Below are 25,456 nucleotides of genomic sequence, written 5' to 3'. Positions count from 1 at the left end.
TTAAGTTTTTTTAATATTTCTCATATTAAATATAAGCTTTAAGATAATCATAGGCATTTTTATAAGCTCTTGTATGAATACTACCACCATAGATTGTTTTTTTCTTTCCCTCTTTAGTTACTTTTTCACTTTTTCCGAAAGCTATTAATTCTTCTCCGACATACTCTTCCATGGAAGCTACAAAAAAACTATCCTTAACATATTGTTCCCCAAATTCCTGAAAAACCTCTTTTTTGGGATGTTCCAATATATGTTCCTCACTGTCATTAAAATGGAATTTATAAATGCAAAAGCAAAAGAAAATAACCTTATCTAATGCTTCAAGATTATCAAATAATAAATTATGAAGATATTTATTTCCTACATAATCCGAGAATTTCATTCCCTTTTCTATTGCAAAAGCCTTTAGCCCTTCTGATGCAGGCTCATCGGAATCTAATTCTAAATCTATCAGTGCTTTTGCATCACTTTTCGTAGCTACTTCTGGCAAAGTAATTCCTAAAGAACGCGCATAATCTTTTTGCATGCTTGTAGCTGGACTTTTATCTATACGATTAAGTATTTTTTGTCTCTGACTTCTCATATTTTTCCTCCTAAACGACTGACCATTTACAGTCATTATACCTAGCTCACTCTATTGAAATCAACGTCCAATTTCAACTAACTAGTCCTAATTTTTTATAGCTGTACATATACTGTTTTCATACAAGACTTTTAGATGTACCTTACTTTTTCTCTTTGAAAGGAGACAATCTATGAAAGAGCAGACACTTATGGTCAGTACGCTTATTTTAACAGCTACTTCTTTCTTTACCCGGACTATAGGCATGATTTCTATTGTTTTTTTATCTCATATATTAGGTGCTGAAGGCATTGGCATTTATGAGCTTACTATGTCTGTTTATACAACTGCAGTTGCCTTTGCTTCTGCTGGTCTTAGCGTATCTGTATCTAAATTAGTAGCTGAAGAATTAGGCCGCAGAGCTCCCCATAACATTGCTAAGATTATGCGTATTGCTTTTACCTTTGCCCTAAGCTTAAGCTTTTTAATAAGTATTCTACTTTTTATAGGCGCACCTTATTTAGCCATGCACATTATTCATGATTCTCATGCTAGTATAGGCCTAAGACTCCTTTCTATTAGCATTCCTTTCATTAGCTGCTCTTCTTGTTTTAAGGGCTACTTTTATGCCACTAAAAAAACTGTTTTTCCAGCTAGTGCAGATATTCTAGAACAAATTGTTAAAATGGGACTTATTCTTACTCTTGTACAGATCTATTCTCCTCTTGGCCTCTCCTATGCTTATGGCGCTATAGGCCTTGGACTTACGATTGGTGAAATGACCTCCTGGAGTTATTTAGGTTCACTCTTTATTTTAGACCGCCGTAAATATCATCAAGCTCATAATAAAGAAAATAATACCGCTCTAGAGAGCTCTACCAATTTATTTATACGTCTAATTAGCATTTTATTACCTATTGCTTCTATTTCTTATATTGCTTATGTGTTTATGTCTATTGAAAACATTTTAATTCCTAGTGGACTTAAGAAATTTGGAAACTCTTTTCAAGAATCTATGGGATTATATGGCATGTTAAAAGGCATGGTTCTACCTATTTTATTTTTTCCTTCTGCTTTTCTTACAGCCTTCTCTACTACACTGGTACCTGAAATTGCCAAGGCCAATGTGCTAAAGCGAAAAGAACGTGTGATTACAACTACTAATCGGGTGTTACAACTTACCTTTATCCTAAGTATTTTAGTAGTTGGTATATTTGTGAACTATAGCAACGAACTAGGCTTCGCTATCTACAAAAATGAAGCTATAGGTCCTATGCTATGTGCCCTTTCTTTAGTGATACCTTTTATTTATATTGAAGTAGTTACAGATGGTATCCTTAAGGGCCTTGGTAAACAAATGAGCTGTCTTAAATATAGTATGTTAGATTCCATCTGTCGCATTGTTTTAATTTACTTTCTATTACCAATTAAGGGCATGACTGCTTTTATGGGTATTATGATGATTAGTTGTATCTTAACCTCTACTCTTAATTTCAATACATTATTAAATACGACGCATATTAAATTTCAGCTTACTAATTGGCTTTTAAAACCCAGCTTAGCAGCTGCAGCAGGAGGAACATTCTCTAGGCTTATTATTAATCGTTTTTTCCGTTATCAATTTGGTTTAACAACTAAAGTGATCATAGGTATTAGTTTAACTATTATAATCTACTTAGTTGTTCTCTTTATTATAGAATGTTTATCCTCCGAAGATTTGGCTTGGTTAAAAAAACACATGCCTTTCCTTAACTAATTATGAGCTACCATCATTTCTATCACATTTAAAAATTCATCTACTTCCTCTATTGTATTATAAAGTCCAAAGCTTGCTCTTACCATTCCTGGTTTTTCAAGTTTTGGATTAACTAAATATTTGTACCGCTCTTCATTATCTATACCTAGAAGACGCATCACATAAGGTTGTGCACAAAAACACCCTGTTCTAACAGCAATTCCTCTTTTATCTTGTAGGAATTCTCCTACTTTGTCTTGATGCATGCCCTGTATATTAAAAGGTATAACCCCCACTCGGTTTTGTTCTAAATAATCTCCATATAATATGACTTTTGGAATTTGCTTAAGGCCTAATAATAAGTGATTTCTAAGAATCTCTTCATGTGCTTGTATTGCCTCAAAGCTTATCTTTTTCAAAACTGTCATAGCTGCAACAACAGCCATGACACCTAAAAAATTAGGTGTTCCTGCCTCATCTTTATAAGGTGTGTCCTTATAATAAACATCATTATCAAGTACAAACGAAACTGTTCCTCCTCCTTTTAAAAAGGGAGGACATTCTTCTAACATTTGCTTTGAAGCTATAACTACCCCACTTCCAAAAGGTGCATACATTTTGTGGCCAGAAAATACTAAGAAATCAATGTTTTCATCCTTAGTCTTTCCTTTTATATTAATTTCTCTATGAGCTACTAATTGTGCCGCATCAACAATCAGCTTAGCACCATATTGGTGAACTAATTTGGCAATCCCATGGATAGGTGTAATATAACCAGTTACGTTGCTAGCACCTGTAACACTGACATATTTAATTGTTCCCTGAGCTTTTTTTAGTCGATCCTCTAAGGTATCTATTTCTAGCTTCCCTGTATTTTCATCTACCTCAGCATAAAAAGGCTGAGCTACATTCCTCCATGGTAAATCATTGGCATGATGTTCCATACGTGTTGTTAATATCTTATTGTGATTACGATTACATAATAAGGTAGCTAATAAATTAATTCCTTCTGTAGTATTTTTAACATAGATCACCTCATAACCGTCATTAGGTGTTAATCCAAAAAAATCAAGTACTTCCTCTCTTGACACTTCATAAGCCTTCGTGCAATAGGATGACTTATGCCCACCTCTACCAACCGAACCGTACATCATCATATTTTCATAAATAAATTCATCTACCTTTTTTAAAGGAGGAGTTGTAGCCGCATTATCAAAGTTGATAGGACACACATACTCCCCATCTATAAGTTTCACTGGCACCTCTATACCATTAAACAATTCTCTGTATTTAATCTTTTCTTCCATCTATACTCTCACCCCCTAGAAAATTATATTCTTTCTAAATAAAATTATGAATATATGCCTATTGGTCTTTTATTTATATAAAATCAGTCAAATATGTTTCTATATTTGACTTTATTTTCAATATTTAATATTGTTTTTTATAATAATATACAAATCAACTATATTTGTTGACTTATTGGTAAAAATAAAAGATAATTGTGTTTAGAGAGGTTTATCTCAAATTTAACAAAATAGCATGCAATGATACTATTTTTATTTTAAGGAGGATTTACATATGTCAACAAAAGCAAGATTCCCTAGAACTGAAATTGGAGCTAGTAATCCTATTTTCCACCAAATTCGTACCACAATCGAAACAGCATTCTATGGTAATAATGTAACGCCTGTAACATCTCTAAAAGAAGCTTATAAATTAGCTAAAAACTCTCCTGGTACTGTAGTAACAGATATTCCTGTATACAAACCAGAACTTTTAGGCCTTGATGAAGATAGTAAGATTCTTCTTTTCAATGATGGTGCTGTAAGTGGCCGTGCTGCTGCTGCTCGTAAAATCATGGGCGAACCAGGCGTTAATCAAGGAGAATATGCATTAAAAATAAGTGAAGCAATTTACAAAGCTCGTACTAAAAAACTTTATCATGCACAAGCTATCGTAGGTCTTGATAAAGATTTCTCTGTAAAAGCTCACCTCTGCATTCCTGAAACTCAAGAAAACATTATGTATTCTTGGTTACTAAACTTCCAAGCGATCAATGAAGAAGTTTCCAGAATGTATGCTGAGTCTAAAGAATATCCAGATGGAGACCTTTACATCTTCTCTGATCCAGACTGGTCACATCCAGATCATCCAATGGGTCTTACCTTCTTTGACCCAGAACACAACTGTGCTGCTATCCTTGGTATGAGATACTTTGGAGAACACAAAAAAGGTACATTAACACTTGCTTGGGCTATGGCTAATCGTCATGGTTATGCATCTTGTCACGGCGGTCAAAAACGTTACAACCTTCCAGGTGGTAAAGCTTTCGTAGCTGGTGTATTCGGACTTTCTGGTTCTGGTAAATCAACACTTACACATGCGCGTCATGGTGGTAAATATGATATTACTGTACTTCATGATGATGCTTTTGTTATTTCAACAGAAGATGGCTCTTCAGTTGCTTTAGAACCAGCTTACTTTGATAAAACACAAGATTATCCACTTACTTGTGAAGATAACAAATACCTTGTTACAATGCAAAACTGTGGTGCAACTATGGATGAAGATGGTAAAATCGTTCCTGTTACAGAAGATGTACGTAATGGTAATGGTCGTGCTGTTAAATCTATTCTCTGGTCACCAAACCGTGTTAATAAATTTGATGAACCAGTTAATGCTATCTTCTGGATTATGAAAGACCCTACTATTCCACCAGTTGTAAAACTTAGTGGTGCTGAACTTGCTTCAGTTATGGGTGCTACACTTGCTACCAAACGTTCAAGTGCAGAAAGACTTGCTCCTGGCGTAGATCCAAATGCTTTAGTAGTTGAACCATATGCTAATCCATTTAGAACCTACCCACTTGCAAATGACTATGATAAATTTAAAGCATTAGTTGCTGAAAGAAATGTAGATTGCTACATCATCAATACAGGAGACTTCATGGGTAAAAAAGTAACACCAAAAGATACGCTTGGTGTACTTGAAGCCATTGTTGAAGGTAAAGCTACTTTTAAACCATGGGGACCATTCTCTGATATCGAAATTATGGAAGTTGAAGGCTTTGTTCCAGACTTCTCTGATAAAAACTATGTTGACCAATTACAAAAACGTATGCAAGACCGTGTAGATTTCGTTGCATCTCGTGATACTGTAAAAGGTGGCTTCGACAAACTTCCTGCCGATGCTCTTGAAGCATTGAAAAAAGTTGTTGCTGAAGCTAAAAATGCTTAATTTATTTTAAATAACCTAGTGTGAAAATCGCCAATTGAAGCACTAAAAAAGGGTACTACATGATTAACGCTAATGAGTCATGTAGTACCCTTTTTCTATATCATTAATACAGTTTAAATTGTTTTGTTAAACTTGCCAATGCTTCTGATGCTTCTTTATTTTCATTTACTTTGGTTAGTATTACTTGGTTTTGTTTTTCTATACTGCCCATGCTTGCAACAATATCTGTTGCTGCTCCTACAATATGAGTAGTTGCATTGGAGATGTCTCCCATATTATGTGTCGTATAAGAAATTGCATCAACGATTTCTTCTGCCTTTTCCTTAATTCCTTCTACCATCTGTTTAACTTCATTACCTGCTTCTTTATATTTAAGCGTAATTCTAATCATATTTTCATAGTCATCTAAAACCTGGTGCTTAAGAATATTTAACATATCTGCTGAAGCCGATGAAAGGTCTTGTACAGCTATTAATACCTCATTAATATTGTTCTGTATAACATGTACTTGCTCTCCTGTAGCCTCTGCTAGATTTTTCACTTCATTAGCAACAACCGCAAAGCCTCTCCCTTGTTCTCCAGCACGTGCTGCTTCTATTGTTGCATTTAGAGCTAATAAATCTGTCTGCTCCGCAATAGCTAAAATACTGTTAGATACTGTAGTAATTTCTTCAACAACTTTCACTTTCTCTAAAGCTTTTCCTAGTCTCCCACTAGCCTCCATATACAGCTGTTGTACCTGCTCTTTAGATACAATAGTCTCTTCATGTAATTTGGTAGCTTGCAACTGAATATCCTTTGCCATAGCTACTCCCTTTTCTACATATCTATTAGACTGTCCTGTACTATTCTCCACATTATGTATAACTTGATCCATCTCTTCTAGATTAGCAGATACTTCTTCTAAGCTTGCTGTGATATTCTCTACTGTACTTGTTGTATGGCTCACTTCATCTGTAATGCCTTTCATCATACTTTCTATTTCATTTCTACTCTCTAGTACTGCACCTTCTGTATCTTTAATCTCTTGCATTGTCTTATGAAGGACCTTGATCCCCTCATCTAATACTTCTAACGCCTCACCTACATCATTATTAGGATAATGAGCTACCTGATCTACTATAAGTTCACATCTACCTAGTTGTTTTGCTCTTTTGTTCATTCTTTCAAGCGAATTCTTCATATAATAACGTATAAGTAAACTTATCACAATAGAACTTATAACAATCAAAACAAGCGTAATAATAATATTTGTCCATAATACACGCATTAAAGGCTGTAGTTGCTCTTTCTTTGACTCAGTAACAAGCAAAGACCAAGCAGTTCCTTCTAGAGGTTCATAGGTTACGTATCTCACCCCATCATTAAAATAATATTCTCCTTGGCCACTTTCCTTAGCCATTAATTGATCAAGTAATTCATTTAAATAGGTACCTTGTTCTAGAAATGGTACTCTATTAAATACTAAGTCCATATCCTTATGAGCCACAAGTTCTCCTGCATTATTAACAATACACGCATATCCACTGTTACCAAAACCTACTTGCTGTATAATCTCATTAACACTATCTAAAGTTATACTTCCACAAAGTATACCTATTATTTCCCCTTCTTTTCCCTTAATAGGTGTTGTTAAGGTAATAATGCTGACACCTTCATCTTCTACAATATAGGGCTCCGTAATAACAGGTTCTCCTTTAATGATAAGTTTAAAGAAATCCTCTTCCTTTTGATATTTAATAGCATTTTCTTTTGCATAATGCACATTCCCATCTGTATACGCTACAAACAAATCTCGATATTGCCATGCATTAGCTTCTCTAATCAAAATTGCTTGTTGCTCATTCCACTGCATAGAACGTACCTCATCTAATGCTGCAATATTTTCTAATTGCTGTTTTCTTATCTGAATTTCCCGTCCTACGCTCCTTGCTACTTCTCTACCATTTTGTTGTAGGTGATTCATCGTCAAGTCTTTTATTGTTTTTTTACTTTCATTGTAAGAAATCATAGAAATAGCTGTCGCCACTACTATAATACATAAAATACTACATAGCGTAATTATCAAATCAATATGTAGCGACATTTTCTTACTCTTATTTACTGTCCTTTTTCTAGTCATATTGAGTCCCCCTTGATGATTTTGTTTACATAAATTTTTCACTGTATTATAATATAATATTTATTAAATAAAAGTCAATTTCATATACTTTATATTTTTTACTTAAACTAAATAATATATCTTAATCCTATTATTTTGATAGAAATCCCTATACAACTTGCAAACTTCTTTAACGCTAAAAAGACAAGAACTTTTATAGCTCTTGTCTTTTTACAACTCATTTACTTTAATTTTTTCATCTATTATTCTTTCTGCTAATCTTTTATAATAATTTGCTCTTTGTGTAAGCATAATAACCATAAGCATATCTTCTATTTTAGGCTTTACTTTTTCATTTATCTCTATGTTCTCAGCTAATTCACTATCTAATTCTCCCACTTGCTTAAGTTCCAGTGGGATTAAGTTAGATTCTTCTAATTGCTGATTTAAACTAACTTTAACCTTCTCTACTTGCTCTTTAAAGTCATCAATCCCCTTCTTTTTAAGGGTTAAATAAATTTGGTATATCTCTTCAAGCTTTTTGGCATCAACTCGGTCTTCTTTAACAATAATGCCAAATAAAGTCTTGATATCTGAAATAGTTAAGATTTGCTTCATTTCATATAAAAGGATCATAAGTATAATGTGTTCCCTTGTATACTTTTTCTTCTTAGCAGGCATAAGAAGTTTATCCTTTGCATAATTATTAATCATGGTTTTTGTCAGTAGTTTATCTTCTTCATTCCTTTTCGTATGTGCCAATTTTTCTTCGAAAAGTGTAATGACTTGATCCATATACAAATCTAAGTTAGGAATGCTTTGAGGTTCTATTACTTCATCTAATTTTAAGGTCTCTATTATTTTATTAATCTCTTTATTTTCCACAGTGTCCTCCATTAGTAGTCTTCCTATCTTTATAAGCTCTACATTACTACTTTCATCATACACATCCCATATATTAAAATCAAGAAAATTTATTTTAAAAACGCTATTGACTTACATGCTAACAATATGATAAATTTTATATATAACATTAAGTAGTATTTAAAACTACTTGATGAATTTAGGAGATGATTATATGAAACAATATTTACGAGAACCAGTTAATGCCTTAACTCATTTATTCGGTGCTGTACTTTCATTAATTGGCACAATCTTTTTACTTAACCTTACTGATATTTCTCTTAGCACTACAGCTATTGTTTCAATTATTATATTTGGCATGAGCTTAGTTGCTCTCTATACAACTAGTGGCATCTACCACTTAGTCCACACCACTGATGCGATTTTGCTTAAACTAAAAAAATTGGATCATTCTATGATTTTTGTTTTAATTGCTGGTTCTTATACCCCATTTTGTATGCTCTCATTAACAGGTGCTTGGAAATGGAGTATTATTATTACTATCTGGAGTCTTGCAATCATTGGTATCATCTTAAAGGTATGTTGGATTAATATGCCTAGATGGCTTTCTACCGGCTTTTACATTGGTATGGGGTGGATTGCTCTTTTTGCACTTAAACCACTGTATGCTTCACTTTCTTTAGGTGGCTTTATCTATTTGCTACTAGGAGGATTAATGTACACCATTGGTGGTATCATTTATGGCTGCAAGAAACCTAATATTTCACCTAACTTTGGCTTTCACGAAATTTTTCATATCTTTGTTATGTTAGGTAGTGCCTGCCACTACTGGGCTATTCTTAGATATGTCCTTTAATAGGCTTTAAAGTCTTTAAATAAATTCACCAATTGAATAAGATAACCTCAAAAAAGAAGAGCTTTTACAGCTCTTCTTTTTTTGAGGACTTTATTCAATAAATTAAACCTTAAAAGTATTCACGTTATCTTTTAACTGATTAATCATGTCTTTAAGCTTCATTGCTGATTGTGCCACTTCTTCTGTTGAGGTATTTGCTTCTTCACAAGCTGCTGATACTTCTTCACAGGAAGCCGATACTTCTTCTGCAATAGAAGAACTATTTTCAATACGCATTAATATACTCTCCTTTTGTCGTTCTAAAACATGCGCTTCTTCATTAACTGATTTAATCTGAGGAACAATTTCCTCCACTGCTTTAGTAATCAACTTAAATGACTCAAACATGTGCTTTAAGCTATCATCTTGATGTTCTAATTGTGCAGTCATCTCTCCATTTCCCTCGATAAGTACCTTGGTTTCTACTGAAGCATTACCAATAATTTCAGCTATATTTTTAGTAGCCATTTGACTTTGCTCCGCTAAGTTTCTAATTTCCTCAGCAACCACACTAAATCCTCTTCCCATTTCACCTGCTCTCGCTGCTTCAATAGCTGCATTTAAAGCTAATAAGTTTGTTTGTTTTGAAATATTTTCAATGACTATGATAATTTCATCAATATTTTTCATATGATTCTCAAATGAGTTAATTTTTTCACTATAATTGTTGAAGTATTCCCCAAAGATTCTCAGTGCTTTCATTACCTCTTTTATATCTTCATTACCTTTGAGAGCCACTTCATTAATTTGTTCTGCTTTTTGATTAATTTGATCTACGGAAGAAATAACTTGAGCTATACCATTCCCTAATGCATGAGCCTCTTCATTAATACCTACTAAGTCAGTAGCTTGATCTACTGTACCTTCTGCTACGCCCTGAATGGTCATAGTGATATTATCTATTACCTTTGCCATATCTTCTGAAGAATTCGATAATCCTGCTGATTCACTATCCACCTGATCTGCCAAATGACTCATATAAACTAAAGTCTCCCTGATGTCTTTTTGCATCTGTGTAACACTTCTGCTAATATCTCCTGTTTCATCGGCGAAATCTTGGATATAACTTGAAGCCTCATATGTAAAATCCTTGTCTTTTAAGTAATCTACTTGCTTACGTACACTTGTAATACGCCTACTAATACGTGTACTTACAATTCCCATAGCAATAAAAGCCACTAATAACAGAATTAATGTGGTAATTACAGTCCACTTCAAATAGTTCTCTATATTTGCTATATGCTTCGATCTATCTGCTGCCATAAATAACATCCCTATAGGCGTCCCTTGCTCATCTACAATAGGCTCATAACTACAAGTGTAATTAATTCCCTTGATTGTCCTTCTTTCTTGAAATAATTTTCCTTGCTTTAGTACCCTATCAATAATTTCACTACTTATTAGTTCATCACTATTTACCTCTTTAATAGTACTAGCAATTATAGTTTGCTCACAAAAGATAATATACTCATATCCTGTATATTTCTTTAGTACATGAACTTCTTCTATGCCTGTTAAACTCTCGCCTCCTTTTATCAAGTCATTTTCTACTTTTTTGTAGGATCCAGGATAACGGCTATCCATGTCAAAGTTAAAAAAAATCATATTAGTTTTCATTTGATCTCTTACTAAGCTTGTTGTATTAGAAACAAATGAAATACTACCCAGAATAGTAAATACTATGCTTATGACTAATACCATGGGTATAATTAAAGCATATAATCTTCCTTTTAATCTCAAATTTAATCTGAATTTCACTACCTTTTCCTCCTAATTATCCATTTGTTTTCATATTTTAACATAATATCACAAAAATACTCAATCTTCTCCACGTAAAATAATCAACAAATCTAAATAATTTTTTTAATAAATATGAGATACTTTTTTATATAGTAGTGAAATTGTTTATAATTACACACAAAAAACAGGATATATATAGTCAATTAGCCATATATACCCTATAAACCCCAAAATTATTTTTTTGCTAAAGCTGATTATTTCGATTGAATGTATTCATCCATTGCTGCTGCTGCTTTTTTACCTGCACCCATGGCCAGAATAACTGTTGCTGCACCTGTTACTGCATCTCCACCAGCGTATACACCTTCTCTAGTGGTTAAGCCAGTTTCTTCTTCTGTAATAATGCAGCCACGTCTATTGGTTTCAAGGCCTTTTGTAGTACTTCTAATAAGAGGATTAGGACTTGTACCAATGGCCATAATGGCACAATCGATGTCTAATACAAAGTTAGAACCTTCTTTTACAATAGGACTTCTTCTTCCTGATTCATCTGGTTCACCTAATTCCATTTCTACACATTCAACACCTGTTACCCAACCTGCTTCACCTAGGATTTGTACTGGGTTAGTAAGATTTTTAAAGATAATGCCTTCTTCTTTAGCATGCTCTACTTCTTCTCTTCTTGCCGGCATTTCTTCTTCACCGCGACGATACACAATATATACGTTTTCTGCCCCAAGACGCTTAGCACATCTTGCAGCATCCATTGCTACATTACCACCACCAAATACAGCTACATTCTTACTATTATGTATAGGTGTGTCACTTCCTTCTTTATAAGCTTTCATCAGGTTAACACGTGTTAAGAATTCATTAGCTGAATATACCCCTTTTAGATTTTCTCCTGGGATATTCATAAAGTTAGGAAGACCTGCACCTGAGCCTACAAAAATTGCCTCAAAGCCATCTTCGAAAAGTTCATCGATAGAAATAACTTTACCAATTACCATATTAGTAAGCACTTCTACTCCCATAGCCTTTAAAGTATCAATTTCCTTTTGTACAATAGCTTTTGGAAGTCTAAATTCTGGAATACCATATACAAGTACACCACCAGCTAGATGAAGTGCTTCAAATACTGTTACTTTATAGCCCTTTTTAGCTAGATCCCCTGCACAAGTAAGTCCTGCAGGGCCAGCACCTACAATCGCTACTTTGTGTCCATTTGACTCTGGTACTTTTACTTCTTCTTTGCTATTAGTCATATGATAATCCGCTACAAAACGTTCAAGGCGGCCAATACCAACACTTTCTGTTTTAATACCCCTTACACATTTAGCTTCACATTGTGTTTCTTGAGGACAAACTCTACCACACACAGCTGGTAAACTACTAGATTCATGAATCACTTCATAAGCTTTTTCAAAATCACCTTTTTGAATTTCAGTAATAAAGCCTGGTATATTAACATTTACAGGGCAGCCACTTACACAAGGTGAATTTTTACAATTTAAGCAGCGGCTAGCTTCTTCCTGTGCCATTTCTAAAGTATAACCTAATGCAACTTCCTCAAAGTTCCCATTTCTCACTGTAGGATCTTGCACTGGCATTTCTAATTTTTTAGGGCTCATGTTTGCCATTTATTTCACCTCCATTAGATTACAGTGATGTTCTAGTGCATGTTTTTCAAAGTCTTTATACATGCTAGATCTAGAAATAGCTTCATCAAAGTCTACTTCATGGCCATCAAAATCTGGTCCATCTACACAAGCAAACTTCACTTTGCCGCCTACTGTTAAACGACAACCACCACACATACCTGTACCATCAATCATAATAGGGTTCATACTCACTACAGTCTTTATACCATATTGTTTAGTAAGCTGTGCTACAAATTTCATCATGACTAAAGGTCCAATAGCAATGACTTCATCATATTCATTACCTTCTTTAATCAATTTTTCAAGAGCTGCTGTTACAAGGCCCTTTTCTCCATAGGAACCATCATCTGTCATAATAAACAGACGATCACTTGCAGCTTTGAACTCCTCTTCTAGAATAAGTAAGTCTTTATTTCTAAAACCAACAATAACATCAACTTTAGCTCCCAAGTTATGTAATTTCTTAGCAACTGGATATGCAATAGCAGAGCCTACTCCTCCACCAATAACAGCTACTTTTTTAAGGCCTTCGACATGAGAAGCTACTCCTAATGGTCCTACAAAGTCACAAATGAATTGGCCTTCTTCAAGTTCACTTAGAGCTTGGGTTGTTTTTCCTACAATCTGAAAAATAATGGTTACTGTCCCGTTTTCACGGTTAAAATCTGCGATTGTTAAAGGAATACGTTCTCCCTCTTCATCTACTCTTAAAATAATAAATTGCCCTGGTTCTGCTTTTTTAGCAATAGCTGGTGCTGCAATATCCATAAGTACGACTGTAGGATTAAGCACACGCTTTTTAACAATCTTATACATAGTATCCTCCTTTATTCTTCGTAAATATATTTCCTATATACCAAGTACCCTTCCCCTGTGTATTTAAGAAAAGGCCACGATGATCGCAGCCATTTTTATTACCTTAATTGCCGCCATTCATTGCAGCAAAACGAGTTGTTAATTCCTTAACATTCCATTTCTAGTTTATCATTGTGTCCTTTATATTTCAACAAATTTTTATACTATTATATACTTTTTGTTAATATTATTGTATTTTTATTCATTTTAGTTTTCATTTTCATTCTAGATTCTAGTATGCAACTTCTTTATAGATTATAATTTGAAATCTTTTATAGCTAACATCTACAAAAAAAGACGATACCAAAAGTATCGTCATTATCTACAATTATTTAACGCTAACTATGCTTTTGTAACGTTAGCAGCTTGTGGTCCTCTGTTACCTTCAACGATATCGAAGTTAACTTCTTGACCTTCTTCTAATGTTTTGAAACCGTCGCCTTGGATAGCTGTGAAGTGTACGAATACATCATCTCCACCTTCTCTTTCGATAAATCCAAAACCTTTTTCTGCGTTAAACCATTTAACTTTACCTGTCATGTTACTAGGCCTCCTTAAATAAAATCTTTTATTGCTAAAACACTGCTACGCAAAACGTTATTCGGTCTTGCTAGTTTTTTTGTTACAAGAGGCCTACCTATCCGTTTTTGTTTCAATATTTTAACTTACTCATTAATATTATCATAATTGTCGCGAAAAATCAAGATGCTTTAAATTTTTTTACATAGTAATATTAGAATTATAAAAATTTTTTAGAGGAATTTTTGTAGATTTTCCAATTCATACATCTACTGTTTAGCTAATATTTTATCTCATTTAACAAAAGGGCAAGGCCCTAATAATACTTTTACTAATCCAGTACTATGAAGCCTTGCTCTTATAATATTCTTGATTATTTCTCATATTTTTTAATAATTTTACCATGCTTTTCTTTATAATAAAGCATCTTACCACAAGTCATCTTACCTTCTTTACATTTGCCATGAACGCAGGTAGGGACTGCATACTTGAATATAGTTGGAGCAATTTCCATACAAGCTAACCACATTTCATAGGCCATATCTCTAATTTCTTCTTGTGCTCTATCACATAGTCTTTCTTTAAAGAAATTAAAAAGTGCTCTAACATTCATTGTTACTTGAATTTTTGTTTCACATGCATTTGGGAGCACATAACGTGCATTTTCTATAGCAATCTTTTCAAGCTTTGAATAGAGTTTTTTATCACTAGCCTTGAGAATCTCCACTAGAGCTTCTCCCTCTATACCATTTGCTATAGTTGAGTTCACTTCTTCCGTTACTTTACCAGTTGCTGCTTGTTCTTTGATTTGTTCCACTAACAAACTAAGGGTGATATGATTATAGTCCTCTTGCAATTTCTCCATCATCTTAATATAGTCAGCTTTTAAGCGATCATATTTAGCTATTGGCTTTGGAATAACATACTCAAACTGTCCTTCACTTACATAACGTTGTGATTTCTGAGAATAGCTACAACCTATTCTATGACGTACTAATTGATGCGTTAAGGAACGACTTACACCTTCAATTCCAAAGGTAATGCTACTATGCTCTAGAATGGAACCATGCCCGATTTCTAAAATCATATTTAAAAATCTTTCTGCACTTTCTGGTGTAATTTGGTCTCTTAATTCTTCTATATCCGCTGAACTATAGCAAAGTCTAGCTCCTCTTACTATATTTTGTTCAAACTCTGGTGTATGACTTAATATGACTACATTTAATTTAGTTTCCACTTGATTCTCCTCTTATCTTTCTGTATATATTAGACAACCTATCTAAACTAACGCTTATGGTTTATACTATAATTTAATTAGTTATAGATAAAAGTAATAGTAGATTAATTTCTCTCTATGATGAAAGTGTATTACAAAAGACTTCCACTGGCAAGTATCTTATTAAATCCTGTCTTTCATTAATGACTATCAACCTTCTTTTCTATATTAACCTATTAGTATCATATCCTTGATATACTATAACTCTATCAAACTTTAAAGGAGATTACACTATTGATTTGTTTAATCGCAGCTGTTAGTAAAAATAATCAAATTGGACTTCACAATCAAATGCCTTGGCATATTCCTGAAGACCTAGCTTATTTTCGTGAAGTAACAAGTGGGCATACTGTTATCATGGGAAGAAAGACCTTCGAAAGCATAGGTAAACCTCTCCCCCATAGAACCAATATGGTTTTAACTACAAACCCTAACTTCTCTGCGGAGGGTGTTGTTGTTTTGCATAGCTTAAATGAAGCATTAGAGTTATGCAAAACAACAACAGAAGCAGTTTTTGTAATTGGTGGTGGTGAAATTTATAAAGCCTTTTTACCTTTCGCAGAATATTTATACATTACTTTAATTGATGAAGTTGTTGAGGGTGATACTTGCTTTCCCGATTATCAAAAAGATTTTCAATTGATAAAATCCACTTGTAGTAAGTCGCAAACATCTACTGGTCATTATTTTTTCTTTACTCTTTGGAAAAGAATAGGTCATTAATATATATTTCCTACAATAAAAAATTGCTATCTCATATATATTTTACAATATATGAGATAGCAATTTTTATTGACTTCATTTGCTCATACTATCTATTATTCTTATCATTACTACGAGAACGGTAGTTTGAACGGTTTCCATCTTGGCGTCTATTACTATCTCCACGTCTCTCACCATTGTTTTCCTGACGTCTTGATGTACTACGACCCATTTGTCTATCTCTACCATCTTGTTTTCTATTAGCTACTTCAATATTCACTCTTCGTCCTTTTAAGCTTTCGCCTACAAGGTTAGCCATAATATCTCCAAGATGTTTCTTTGGAATTTCAAAGAATGAGAATTTATCAAGCATATCTACACGGCCAATTTCCTTACCTGTAATATTACAGTTAGATGCGATAAATTTAACAAGTTCTGATACTTGAAGTTCGTCTTTACGTCCAAGGTTAATAAATAAACGTACAAAGTCCCCATCAATTTTGCTTGTATCATAATTGCTACGTGCTGCTAAGTCTTCTACTGAATACTCTGCTGAAGCTCCCATAACCATTTTATCCATAGTCATTTTAAGGAAGGCTGCTGCTACTTCTAGAGATGTTGCGTAATTTTCATCCTCAATGTCGCCTACTTCTTCAAGCATCTTTTCAATAAAACCTGTATATTTTGTAAGCTTACCTTCAGCTAAAATAGCTTTTACATCATCTATAATTCCAGAAAGTTTATTTTCTTGAATATCTTCAATTGAAGGTGGCTTAATAAGCTTAATTTTTGATTTTGTATAACGTTGAATATCACGTAATTTAGCTAACTCTTTACCAGCTGCAAAAGTATAGGAAACACCCTCTCTTTGTGCACGACCTGTACGACCAATACGGTGTACATAGTACTCTTCATCACTTGGTACATCATAGTTAAATACTGCATCTACATCATCTACGTCAATTCCTCTAGCGGCAACATCTGTCGCTATAAGAATATCAATGAGCCCATTTCTAAAACGAGACATAACATTATCTCTTTGAAGTTGTTTCATATCTCCGTGAAGTGATTCTGCACTATAACCTCTTGCTTGAAGGTCTCTACATAAATCATCTACACGCCTTTTAGTGTTACAGAATACTACTGAAAGCTTAAAGTTATTCGCATCAATTAGACGAGATAAAACTTCTACCTTGTTGCTATCTCTTACTTCCAGATAGTATTGTTTAACTGTTGGTACTGTTAACTCTTTATGAACAACATTAACAGTGATTGGGTTATTTTGATATTTGTTAGCAATATCTAAAATGGCTTTTGCTAAAGTAGCTGAGAAAAGTACAAATTGACGTTCTTCTGGTACACTTTCTAAAATAACATCAATATCTTCACGGAATCCCATGTTAAGCATTTCGTCTGCTTCATCTAAGATAATCATTTTTAAATGTTCTAATTTTAAAGTTCCTCTTCTAAGGTGATCCATAATTCTACCTGGAGTACCTACAATAATTTGAGGTCTCTTTTTAAGAGCTATAATCTGTCTATCTATTTGTTGTCCTCCATAGATAGGAAGAGTACGTATACCTCTCTTATATTTAGCAAGAGCTGAAAGCTCTTCAGTTGTTTGGATAACAAGTTCACGCGTTGGACAAAGAATAAGCACCTGTACTTTTTCATTCGTAGTGTCAACACTTTCTATTGCTGGAATACCGAATGCACAAGTTTTACCAGTTCCTGTTGGCGCTTGTGCAATAATATCATTACCTTGTAAAATAATAGGGATTGCTTTTCCTTGAATAGGTGTTGTTTCCTCAAATCCCATGTCATGAGCCGCTCTAATAATGTCTTCTGATACTTCTAGTTGGTTAAATAATATACTTTCTATAATCATTACCTCTACAATCTATTAAATAATTTATAAGTGAAATTAATCTATTCGCTTACATCCATACCTTTAATCATACTACATATTACTTGAAACCTCAAGAAGTAAATTGTTCCTATTATAGGAAAAATACTTCTATTCAAGGGCTAGCGAGTCTCTTGAATAAAAGTATTTTTGTGAATTATTTCCTATTAAATTTTAAGTGCTCTATATTTATAGTTTCCAGCCAGGTAAATAAGCTGCTGTATTTTTGAGCATTTCTTCAAAAAGCTCCTCTGTATCCTCTAAGGATATATTGACTAATGGATCATTAGCAAAAGCTACAAAAGCTTTTTTCTTATCTTTTTCTAATGCGGCTTCTAGAATAAGATGTGCATTGGTAATATGGCGTGTTGCTATTCCTTGAATAGCACTTGGAAGTTTTCCCGCTACTATAGGTAATACCTGTCCTCTTCTAAAAATGGCATTGGTTTCTACAATAGAGCCTCTTGGCAGATTAAAGATTTGACCTTCATTAGGCAAGTTAACATTGGTTACTAGTTCTTCGAGACCAACTAATGCCTTGATTTGTCTAACGCCTTCTTCTCCTGAATCTTTAACTTCGAAAACTTCTTCGCCTTTAACAAGTCTCTTACTTTTAGCTAATCTTTCTTTTAAATCCTCTTTTCTCCAGCTAACAGGTGTTAAACTAAATTTCCAATCCATAACTGTTTCTGGATTCTCTATATACCAGTTACCTGACATAAACTCAGCTAGGTGTCTATCTCCTGCTGCTGCAATAATACCGTATCGCTTAAAAAGATCAAACTTCACTCTATTAGCTGATTCAAAGAAGTCATTCATCCAGTTTCCTGTTTTTCCTTCTTCAAAACCGTTTTCATAATATTTGTCTACAAACTGTTTGTAAATTGGCATTAAATCTAATCCTTTATAAGAAGCCTCATCAATCCAAGTAAAATGATTAATTCCCTTGACATTTATCTTGATTTCTTCTCTTGTAGCTCCTTCTATGCCCTCTATATCCTTTAATGCTGCTGCTAATAAATTCTGTGCATTAAATACCTCGTGGCAACAACCAAATGCTTTAATCCCTGGAAATACCTCATAAAGCGTTTTTACACATAAAGACATAGGATTGGTATAGTTAATAACGAAAGCCTCAGGACAATTCTTTTCTATAGCTTTTGCGAACTCCACATACATAGGGACGGTTCTTAGCCCCCTAATAAGTCCCCCTGGGCCAACTGTATCCCCAACAGATTGATAAATCCCATATTTTTCTGGTGCGTGTACATCGGAAGCCATCTCATCAAAAGTACCTGGCAAAATGGAAATCACAACAAAATCTGCTCCCTTTAAAGCACTCTCCAAGCTTTTATCTGCCCTATATTGCCACTTACCTTTGACATCTTCTCTATCTTTTAGACGATTACCTATCTTTTCATTCTGCAATGCTGCCTCATAATCAATATCATAAAGCGTTACTGTCCCCGCTAATTGTGGCTCTCTTGCCAAATCACTCATCAGTTGCCATGCCCAACCTCTAGACCCCCCACCAATATAGGTGATTTGTATATCTTCGACTCTATCTTCAATGTACTTCATCTTTTTTAGGCTCCTTTCCCCTATCATATATCTTTATTGTACCTTTATTATTTTTATATTTCTCTGTATTTATTGTTCTTTTTCTTTAAATTAGTCTTTTTTTGTTCCTATTTAAAATTATATATTATATACTTAACAAGGAGGTGCATCTTCGATGAGTGACAAACAAGATCCTATCAAGCAAAGCGGCTATATCATTGAATATGTTAAGCGCGAAACAGCACTTAATATGCCATCTAATCACTATCATAGCTATTATGAAATTTATTACCAACTCTCAGGTGAACGTTATTATTTCATTAAAGACCGTTCTTATTATCTCAAAAAAGGTGATATTGCTCTTATTAATAGTTATGAACTACATAAAACACTGCAAGCTGGAGGCAATACTCATGAGCGTATTTTAATTTACTTCGATCCTAGTTATCTAAAAGCATTTAAAGAAGCTGTTGACGACTTTGATTTATTTCAATGCTTTGAAAAAACCACTCCTGTGTTTAATCTAGGTCCTAAAGAACAACTTTTTATAGAAAAGTTACTTTACTGTATGCTAGAAGAAGATACCAAACGCTCAGAGGGTTATACTTCTTGTATAAAGGTTTACTTATTAGAGCTTCTTATTTTTCTAGGTAGGTTTTCTCCTGAAATTAAAAATAGCTACTTAGAATTTCCAAGTAGCTTACACAAAAAAATATCTGAAATCACTAGCTATATTAACATTCATTATAAAGAAGACCTATCTTTAGATAAAGTAGCTAATCTGTTTTATATGAATAGTTACTATCTCTCTAGAACCTTTAATGAAGTAACAGGATTCCATTTCACTCAATACGTTAATACTGTTCGTATACGTGCTAGTGAAGAGCTTCTTCAAAAAACTAATTTAAGTATACTAGAAATTGCCATAGCAGTGGGTTATAGCAACTCTACTCACTTTGGGCGAGTTTTTAAACAACTTCTTGGTGTTTCTCCTTTGCAATATCGTAAAATTAATAAATTTTAATAATAGCCACTTTTAATTAAAGCAAAAAAAGACGTATTCATTTAAAATGAATACGTCTTTTTATTATGCGGGCGAAGGGAGTCGAACCCTTACACCTCGCGGCGCTAGATCCTAAGTCTAGTGCGTCTGCCAATTCCGCCACGCCCGCAAACCTGATACTTGATTATAATAACAGAAAGTATCGGGTTCGTCTAGTCTTTTTTTTATAAAAATCTCCGTTTTACCATAGTTTAAATATTATATATTTTTCCAATCACTTTTCAACTTATTTAGTTTCCTGTATGAGATGAAGTATTTTCTTGCTTCTTATTGTCATTTTGCGATGTATCTGGTGTTTCAGACTTAGTCTCAGTTTCTGCTGGAGTCTTTACTTGTTCCTTATCATTTACTGATGGCTGAGTTTTTTCTTCTTTTACATCTGCCTCACCTTGCTTGTCTTTATTAGTTTCATCAGTTTCGTTTTGCTTTTTATTATTTTCTTCTAAAAGCTTAAGCTGAGCTTTCACTTGGTCTTCCGGTAACCCCAGCTCATTTACTGGTAGTTTAATACTTTGCTCTAATTCTGCTGCTGTTGTATCTATGCTAGGTGGTGGCGCTAGGTAATAATTATAAGCAAAGTAACCTCCTATGCCTACCCCTGCACAACCTATTAGAATCATACAGGTTATAGCTATTGTCTTCCCATATTGACTAAGTAGCTTTATAATGGCTGGTTGCATTGCTTTATTCAGCTTAACATATAAAGTCTTTGTTTTTAATTGACCTTCTAACTTTTGTTTAGCTAGTTCTTTAGGCCACTTACCCTCTTTTTCTTTAAGTTTAGTAAAGAAACGAATGACTGTTGTATCAAAGCTGGTCTTATTCATATAGATTTCTTGTCCCTTACTCCAAATAATAAAATCTAGCATGATCGCAGGGCTAATAGGATACAAATATTCCAGAACTTTGGTTAAATTTAAACGCCACATTTCCTCACTATAGGCCTCTTTGTTTGGCTCAAGAAATGCATACACTAACATATAAAAATCTTCTTTTTTTACAGTTTGTTTATAAAAGTGTTGAATTTGTTTCTGTACAGCTTTATTTACTTTGATATGCTTCGGACTCATTGCCTCGAGACTTGTCTTCAGCTTTTGATAGTCTTTAATAGCCTCATAATTTTCATCGTCATAAATATGTTTAAATGTAATATGACATAAAGCAGCTTCAGACTCTATTGTTTCTAAACGTATATGCTTTAAGAAATGTTCTTCTGCTAAAACAACAAGTTCTTCATATAAACGCCCTTGATGCTTTTCACACCACTGCTGGACTTTTTCTAATAGCTTGACTTTATTGCTAGCTGCCCTTAAGCAGTCCATAAATCTCGTTTTCACTATATTAGAGTAATAAACATCGGTAAACAAAATACTTTCTATAGGCTCAAATTCTTTCACCTTAGTAATAAAAGCATCTAGGTTATTAATACCCTCAAATGCTTCTTTTATATAGGTATAAGCCACTTCTTCTTTTAATTCTTCTCTACTATATAACTTTTCAAATAAACTTTGATAAAGCGCTGTTTCCTTGCTTGCTTTAGCAAAGATTTCTTTTATATAGGCTCCATTATTTTCTCTTCTAGCTACTTCTATGGCTTCTAATAAAATACGTAGCATATCTTCAAAGTTAGTTTTACTGCCTTGATTAACCTTAAGTTTAAAATTCAGCATAGCTACTATTTCTTCCCGACTTAGAAGTACTCCACCTCTTAAACTAGCTTCTAAGCTACTGATTGCATATCCAATCACCTCTATGAGTTCTCTCTTAAACTCATCTCCAATAGGTAGGTTTAAATAACTTAGTGCTTCTGTTAAAAATCCTTGTCTTTCTCTACCTTCCTCTAATACATAAGGCTTATGATTAGACAAATACGCATAGATAACAAATAAAGTAGCTGTACGGTTATAAAAGCTAAGGGTTTTCTCCCCCTTGTCCTTCATGGCCTTTAAGAGCTGCTCACCATAGCTATTAAATTTTTCCCATAATGGCTTTATCGACCTAAACATAGCTGCCACTTTAAAATAAGGATCTAAATGAGTGGTCTCATCTAAGTTTAAAAACTTTTGACTCACGAAATCTAATACAAATTCCTTTGTTACTTTTCCATCATAACGAAGTGCATCCTTCTCTAAAAACGTAATATGAATATTCTTTTTAGCTTCGCTACTACGCGAATAGGTACTTACACCTAATTCCTCTGTTACACTCCAAGGCAAACTAAGGTACACATGATAAAGTAAAGCCTTGGCGTAAGTCCCCAATTCAGAAATAGGCACATCTAAAACAATAAAGACCTTTTTCTTTGAGCTCGCTGCAGTAAAAATGGCAGCTAAAAGCTTTTCAAAAAGTATTTCATCCATTTTTAGCTCACTTAAAAGGCGTGCTCTATCCTTAAATAATACTGAATTGCCTTCATAAGGAATAGCTGCTAAAGTTGGAAGTTCTGATCCTAAGCCTATATCATAAGCTGTTTGAAACTGGGTAATACCAAATAACTTTTCTGGTTCTTTTACATAACGGTGTTTTTCATTGGCTGATAGCACATAATTATGCATGAAGAATGTAGAACGAAGACCTGTAAAGTCTTTACTTTTATAGACCGCTTGTCCAATAATGAGTTCACCTGAAGCTACTGGCATAATTACAAGATTGGGGGGATACTTGGTCTCATCTTCCTCCCCACTTTTTTGTAGTTCGCTAGGACTATCATAGCTACATAATGGATGAAGATATTTTTTTATAAATTCTAGCTTGAGCTTAGGAGACTTGGCAATGGTATCGTAACCATCTGTTTTTGAGAACAGACCACCACGTTCCCTTGTATAATATTGTTGCTCAATCATTTATCTCACCCCTTCATTGCTACTTATATAACCTAATTTATATAATAGCCATAAAAACGGCTCATCAATACGCATAGGTTGAATCACCTTTTCTAATTTTCCTTCTACTGGATTTTGTCCTAGTGAAGACACTGCGAAATAAGAGACATTTTTAAAATGTACTTCTACGGCGTCTTTAAAAGCAAGATCTACTTTTTCTAAGAAACGTTGTACTTCGCCATTAATATTTTCATATTCATTTAAGTTAAAATAACCCTTATGGATATAATTTTCAAATACATTACTATTAGGTTTAATATATTCCCCTTCTTCTTCTGCTAAAGAAGTAAGCATATCACTTTTAGTAATCACAACAGCTGTTGGTATACTAGTTTTCCCATCTTCCTGGCTTCCAATAAAATGTTCAGCAAGGGTTACAACTACATCTCTAGATTCTTGATATTGAGAAGTGAAATCTCCTCCATTGTCATCTTGATTAAGTATTAACTTACGTCTGATAGTAGAGAGCTGTAATGGATCCACTAAAAATAAAATCCCTTCTGCATTTCTAATATGATTGGCATAAAGATCTAAATATTCCTCTTCTACCATTCCTTCTCCCGCTACATCAAAGAATACCAAGCTTAACGGTTCTTTAGAAGGATCCTTGAACTTAAATTGAAAAATAAAGGGTTCCTGTTTTCTTTCCTTTTGGGTAGATTCTATTAAACTATTTTGCAAGAATAAAGGATCTAAATATTGACTACGAAAACGTCTACTTGTATCACTATTGATTGGTAAACAAGCTGCTTCAAAGTTATGCGCTGTAACGTTTTCTAAAGTATTAATAAGCGAGGCCATATAAACAGACTTCCCTACCTGAGAAGCGCCGATAATCGCAATGATATTACTTGGCGCACGCCCTGCTGAATAAGGCAAATCATTGTGACAATAAGGACATAATCTCTTTTTGGTCTCTACATTATATTTGTCTTTCATGCTAATAAGTACATCATCTACATAATGCCTATTTTCTGCTGGTACCAAATAAGGATTAAGAACAGCTTCTAATTCCTCACTGCCCTCTAAGCCAAAACGCTCTAAGTATTCATTCAGCTTAGCATCTTCTTGAAGACAATACTCTTCATCTTCTTCCTTTGAATGAGCTGCTCTAAAGACGACTGTGTCTGGACTAAATTTATTAAAACAATGCGGGCATACAATAGGAAATTTCTTTTGCACAGGCGCTTCTTCTTTCTTCCCGCCAAATAAACTTTTAAACAACCCCATTTCTTCACTCCTTTCAATATTTACTTATCTACTCTTTATAAATACCATACACTTCTTTATGCTCTACTTCATCTGATAAGTAAATCCTAACGTACTCATCCTTAGCAACTTCTATTTCTGGTAATATATTATCACCAGCTACAAAATCTGAGATAAATTGAAATTGCATACCGTCCTCATTATTAACAGGAATACTTCCTTTTTTCTTGACATAGCAAAGTGCTTCTCTAGGTAAGTCTACTTCACAAAACACTTGCATTTGAACCATCTTACTATTACTAAAAAGCTTTTTTCTTTCCTTTAAAATGTATCTAATGGCTATTTTTCTAGTCATGACCTGTACTCTATTGTTGCCTTCTTCGCTACTTATCAAATAAGTTTCTTCTGGTGTTTGTACGTATGGACATACTTCATATTCAATAAGTCCCATCCCTGGATGCGCATCTATAAACCCTCCAAAACGCACATATTCACTTTGAGTATATTTTCTATAGGGCTTATCCCTATTAAAATCTTCCTTCTCTAATAGATTTCTACGGTAAATATAAACTTGTTCCAATTCCCTAGGCCATTTAAAGCTAAGATATACTTCATCTTCTTTTACCTCAGCTTTAAGCCCCGTGAGTCTAAGGAGCGTATTCTCACACATTTTTACTTCCATCTTT

The 25,456-nt window shown here is 33.9% G+C and carries 19 protein-coding genes and 1 tRNA gene; 5 read left to right on the top strand and 15 right to left on the bottom strand.

The features are described 5' to 3' along the window. Positions 1-25 precede the first annotated feature (25 nt). Positions 26-583, bottom strand: a complete 558-nt coding sequence (locus tag CLOLE_RS03350) for a hypothetical protein (protein ID WP_013655655.1) — start codon at positions 581-583, stop codon at positions 26-28. A gap of 172 nt (positions 584-755) precedes the next feature. On the opposite strand from CLOLE_RS03350, the gene CLOLE_RS03345 reads away from it, so the two are divergent. Continuing rightward, complete coding sequence (locus CLOLE_RS03345; protein ID WP_013655654.1) at positions 756-2,318, top strand: putative polysaccharide biosynthesis protein; 1,563 nt, start codon at positions 756-758, stop codon at positions 2,316-2,318. Here CLOLE_RS03345 and CLOLE_RS03340 read toward each other — a convergent pair. Continuing rightward, positions 2,315-3,604 (bottom strand): aminotransferase class V-fold PLP-dependent enzyme, encoded by a 1,290-nt coding sequence (locus tag CLOLE_RS03340; RefSeq protein ID WP_013655653.1) that lies wholly within the window; start codon positions 3,602-3,604, stop codon positions 2,315-2,317. The genes CLOLE_RS03345 and CLOLE_RS03340 overlap by 4 nt on opposite strands. A gap of 274 nt (positions 3,605-3,878) precedes the next feature. On the opposite strand from CLOLE_RS03340, the gene CLOLE_RS03335 reads away from it, so the two are divergent. Continuing rightward, on the top strand, positions 3,879-5,537 hold the full coding sequence (locus CLOLE_RS03335) for a phosphoenolpyruvate carboxykinase (ATP) (RefSeq protein WP_013655652.1): 1,659 nt from the start codon (positions 3,879-3,881) through the stop codon (positions 5,535-5,537). Between the two features lie 103 nt (positions 5,538-5,640). Here CLOLE_RS03335 and CLOLE_RS03330 read toward each other — a convergent pair whose 3' ends face one another. Both CLOLE_RS03330 and CLOLE_RS03325 read right to left on the bottom strand, forming a co-directional pair. After that, entirely contained in the window at positions 5,641-7,659 is a 2,019-nt protein-coding gene (locus CLOLE_RS03330; RefSeq protein WP_013655651.1) for a methyl-accepting chemotaxis protein, read from the bottom strand. Between the two features lie 210 nt (positions 7,660-7,869). Next, the gene (locus tag CLOLE_RS03325; RefSeq protein WP_013655650.1) at positions 7,870-8,523 is read right to left on the bottom strand and encodes a DUF1836 domain-containing protein; all 654 of its coding nucleotides are present in this window, start codon (positions 8,521-8,523) and stop codon (positions 7,870-7,872) included. Positions 8,524-8,716: 193 nt separating this feature from the next. Between CLOLE_RS03325 and trhA the strand changes: the two genes are divergently transcribed. Continuing rightward, on the top strand, positions 8,717-9,358 hold the full coding sequence (gene trhA, locus CLOLE_RS03320; protein WP_013655649.1) for a PAQR family membrane homeostasis protein TrhA: 642 nt from the start codon (positions 8,717-8,719) through the stop codon (positions 9,356-9,358). A gap of 102 nt (positions 9,359-9,460) precedes the next feature. On the opposite strand, the gene CLOLE_RS03315 is transcribed toward trhA, so the two are convergent. The 5 genes from CLOLE_RS03315 to thyX form a co-directional block, all read right to left on the bottom strand. After that, positions 9,461-11,155, bottom strand: a complete 1,695-nt coding sequence (locus tag CLOLE_RS03315) for a methyl-accepting chemotaxis protein (protein WP_013655648.1) — start codon at positions 11,153-11,155, stop codon at positions 9,461-9,463. 236 nt (positions 11,156-11,391) lie between these two features. Beyond that, positions 11,392-12,777, bottom strand: a complete 1,386-nt coding sequence (gltA, locus tag CLOLE_RS03310) for an NADPH-dependent glutamate synthase (RefSeq protein WP_013655647.1) — start codon at positions 12,775-12,777, stop codon at positions 11,392-11,394. Beyond that, positions 12,778-13,614, bottom strand: a complete 837-nt coding sequence (locus tag CLOLE_RS03305; protein ID WP_013655646.1) for a sulfide/dihydroorotate dehydrogenase-like FAD/NAD-binding protein — start codon at positions 13,612-13,614, stop codon at positions 12,778-12,780. Positions 13,615-13,995: 381 nt separating this feature from the next. After that, on the bottom strand, positions 13,996-14,193 hold the full coding sequence (gene cspD, locus CLOLE_RS03300) for a cold-shock protein CspD (RefSeq protein WP_013655645.1): 198 nt from the start codon (positions 14,191-14,193) through the stop codon (positions 13,996-13,998). Between the two features lie 352 nt (positions 14,194-14,545). Continuing rightward, positions 14,546-15,409, bottom strand: a complete 864-nt coding sequence (gene thyX, locus CLOLE_RS03295) for an FAD-dependent thymidylate synthase (protein ID WP_013655644.1) — start codon at positions 15,407-15,409, stop codon at positions 14,546-14,548. 273 nt (positions 15,410-15,682) lie between these two features. On the opposite strand from thyX, the gene CLOLE_RS03290 reads away from it, so the two are divergent. Further along, positions 15,683-16,171, top strand: a complete 489-nt coding sequence (locus CLOLE_RS03290) for a dihydrofolate reductase (protein ID WP_013655643.1) — start codon at positions 15,683-15,685, stop codon at positions 16,169-16,171. 88 nt (positions 16,172-16,259) lie between these two features. On the opposite strand, the gene CLOLE_RS03285 is transcribed toward CLOLE_RS03290, so the two are convergent. Both CLOLE_RS03285 and CLOLE_RS03280 read right to left on the bottom strand, forming a co-directional pair. Beyond that, entirely contained in the window at positions 16,260-18,038 is a 1,779-nt protein-coding gene (locus CLOLE_RS03285) for a DEAD/DEAH box helicase (protein WP_013655642.1), read from the bottom strand. Positions 18,039-18,245: 207 nt separating this feature from the next. Further along, positions 18,246-19,637 (bottom strand): family 4 glycosyl hydrolase, encoded by a 1,392-nt coding sequence (locus tag CLOLE_RS03280; RefSeq protein WP_013655641.1) that lies wholly within the window; start codon positions 19,635-19,637, stop codon positions 18,246-18,248. 154 nt (positions 19,638-19,791) lie between these two features. Here CLOLE_RS03280 and CLOLE_RS03275 point away from each other — a divergent pair, with 154 nt between their 5' ends. Continuing rightward, complete coding sequence (locus CLOLE_RS03275) at positions 19,792-20,640, top strand: AraC family transcriptional regulator (RefSeq protein ID WP_013655640.1); 849 nt, start codon at positions 19,792-19,794, stop codon at positions 20,638-20,640. A gap of 66 nt (positions 20,641-20,706) precedes the next feature. Here the strand turns inward: CLOLE_RS03275 and CLOLE_RS03270 are convergent. From CLOLE_RS03270 to CLOLE_RS03255, 4 genes are all read right to left on the bottom strand, one after another. Further along, positions 20,707-20,788 (bottom strand) — tRNA-Leu (locus tag CLOLE_RS03270). 121 nt (positions 20,789-20,909) lie between these two features. After that, complete coding sequence (locus CLOLE_RS21560) at positions 20,910-23,522, bottom strand: GAP1-N2 domain-containing protein (protein ID WP_013655639.1); 2,613 nt, start codon at positions 23,520-23,522, stop codon at positions 20,910-20,912. Further along, a complete protein-coding gene (locus CLOLE_RS03260; protein ID WP_013655638.1) occupies positions 23,523-24,791 on the bottom strand; it encodes a TRAFAC clade GTPase domain-containing protein in 1,269 nt (422 codons plus the stop codon). A 28-nt stretch (positions 24,792-24,819) separates the two neighbouring features. Further along, positions 24,820-25,452 carry a hypothetical protein gene (locus CLOLE_RS03255; protein WP_013655637.1) on the bottom strand — a complete coding sequence of 211 codons (633 nt, stop codon included), beginning with the start codon at positions 25,450-25,452 and terminating at the stop codon, positions 24,820-24,822. Positions 25,453-25,456: the final 4 nt, after the last annotated feature.

It is taken from the genome of Cellulosilyticum lentocellum DSM 5427, from assembly GCF_000178835.2.
Lineage (GTDB): Bacteria > Bacillota > Clostridia > Lachnospirales > Cellulosilyticaceae > Cellulosilyticum > Cellulosilyticum lentocellum.
Note: the sequence above shows the minus strand (reverse complement) of the source record. Positions and strands in the feature narration are given on the sequence as shown.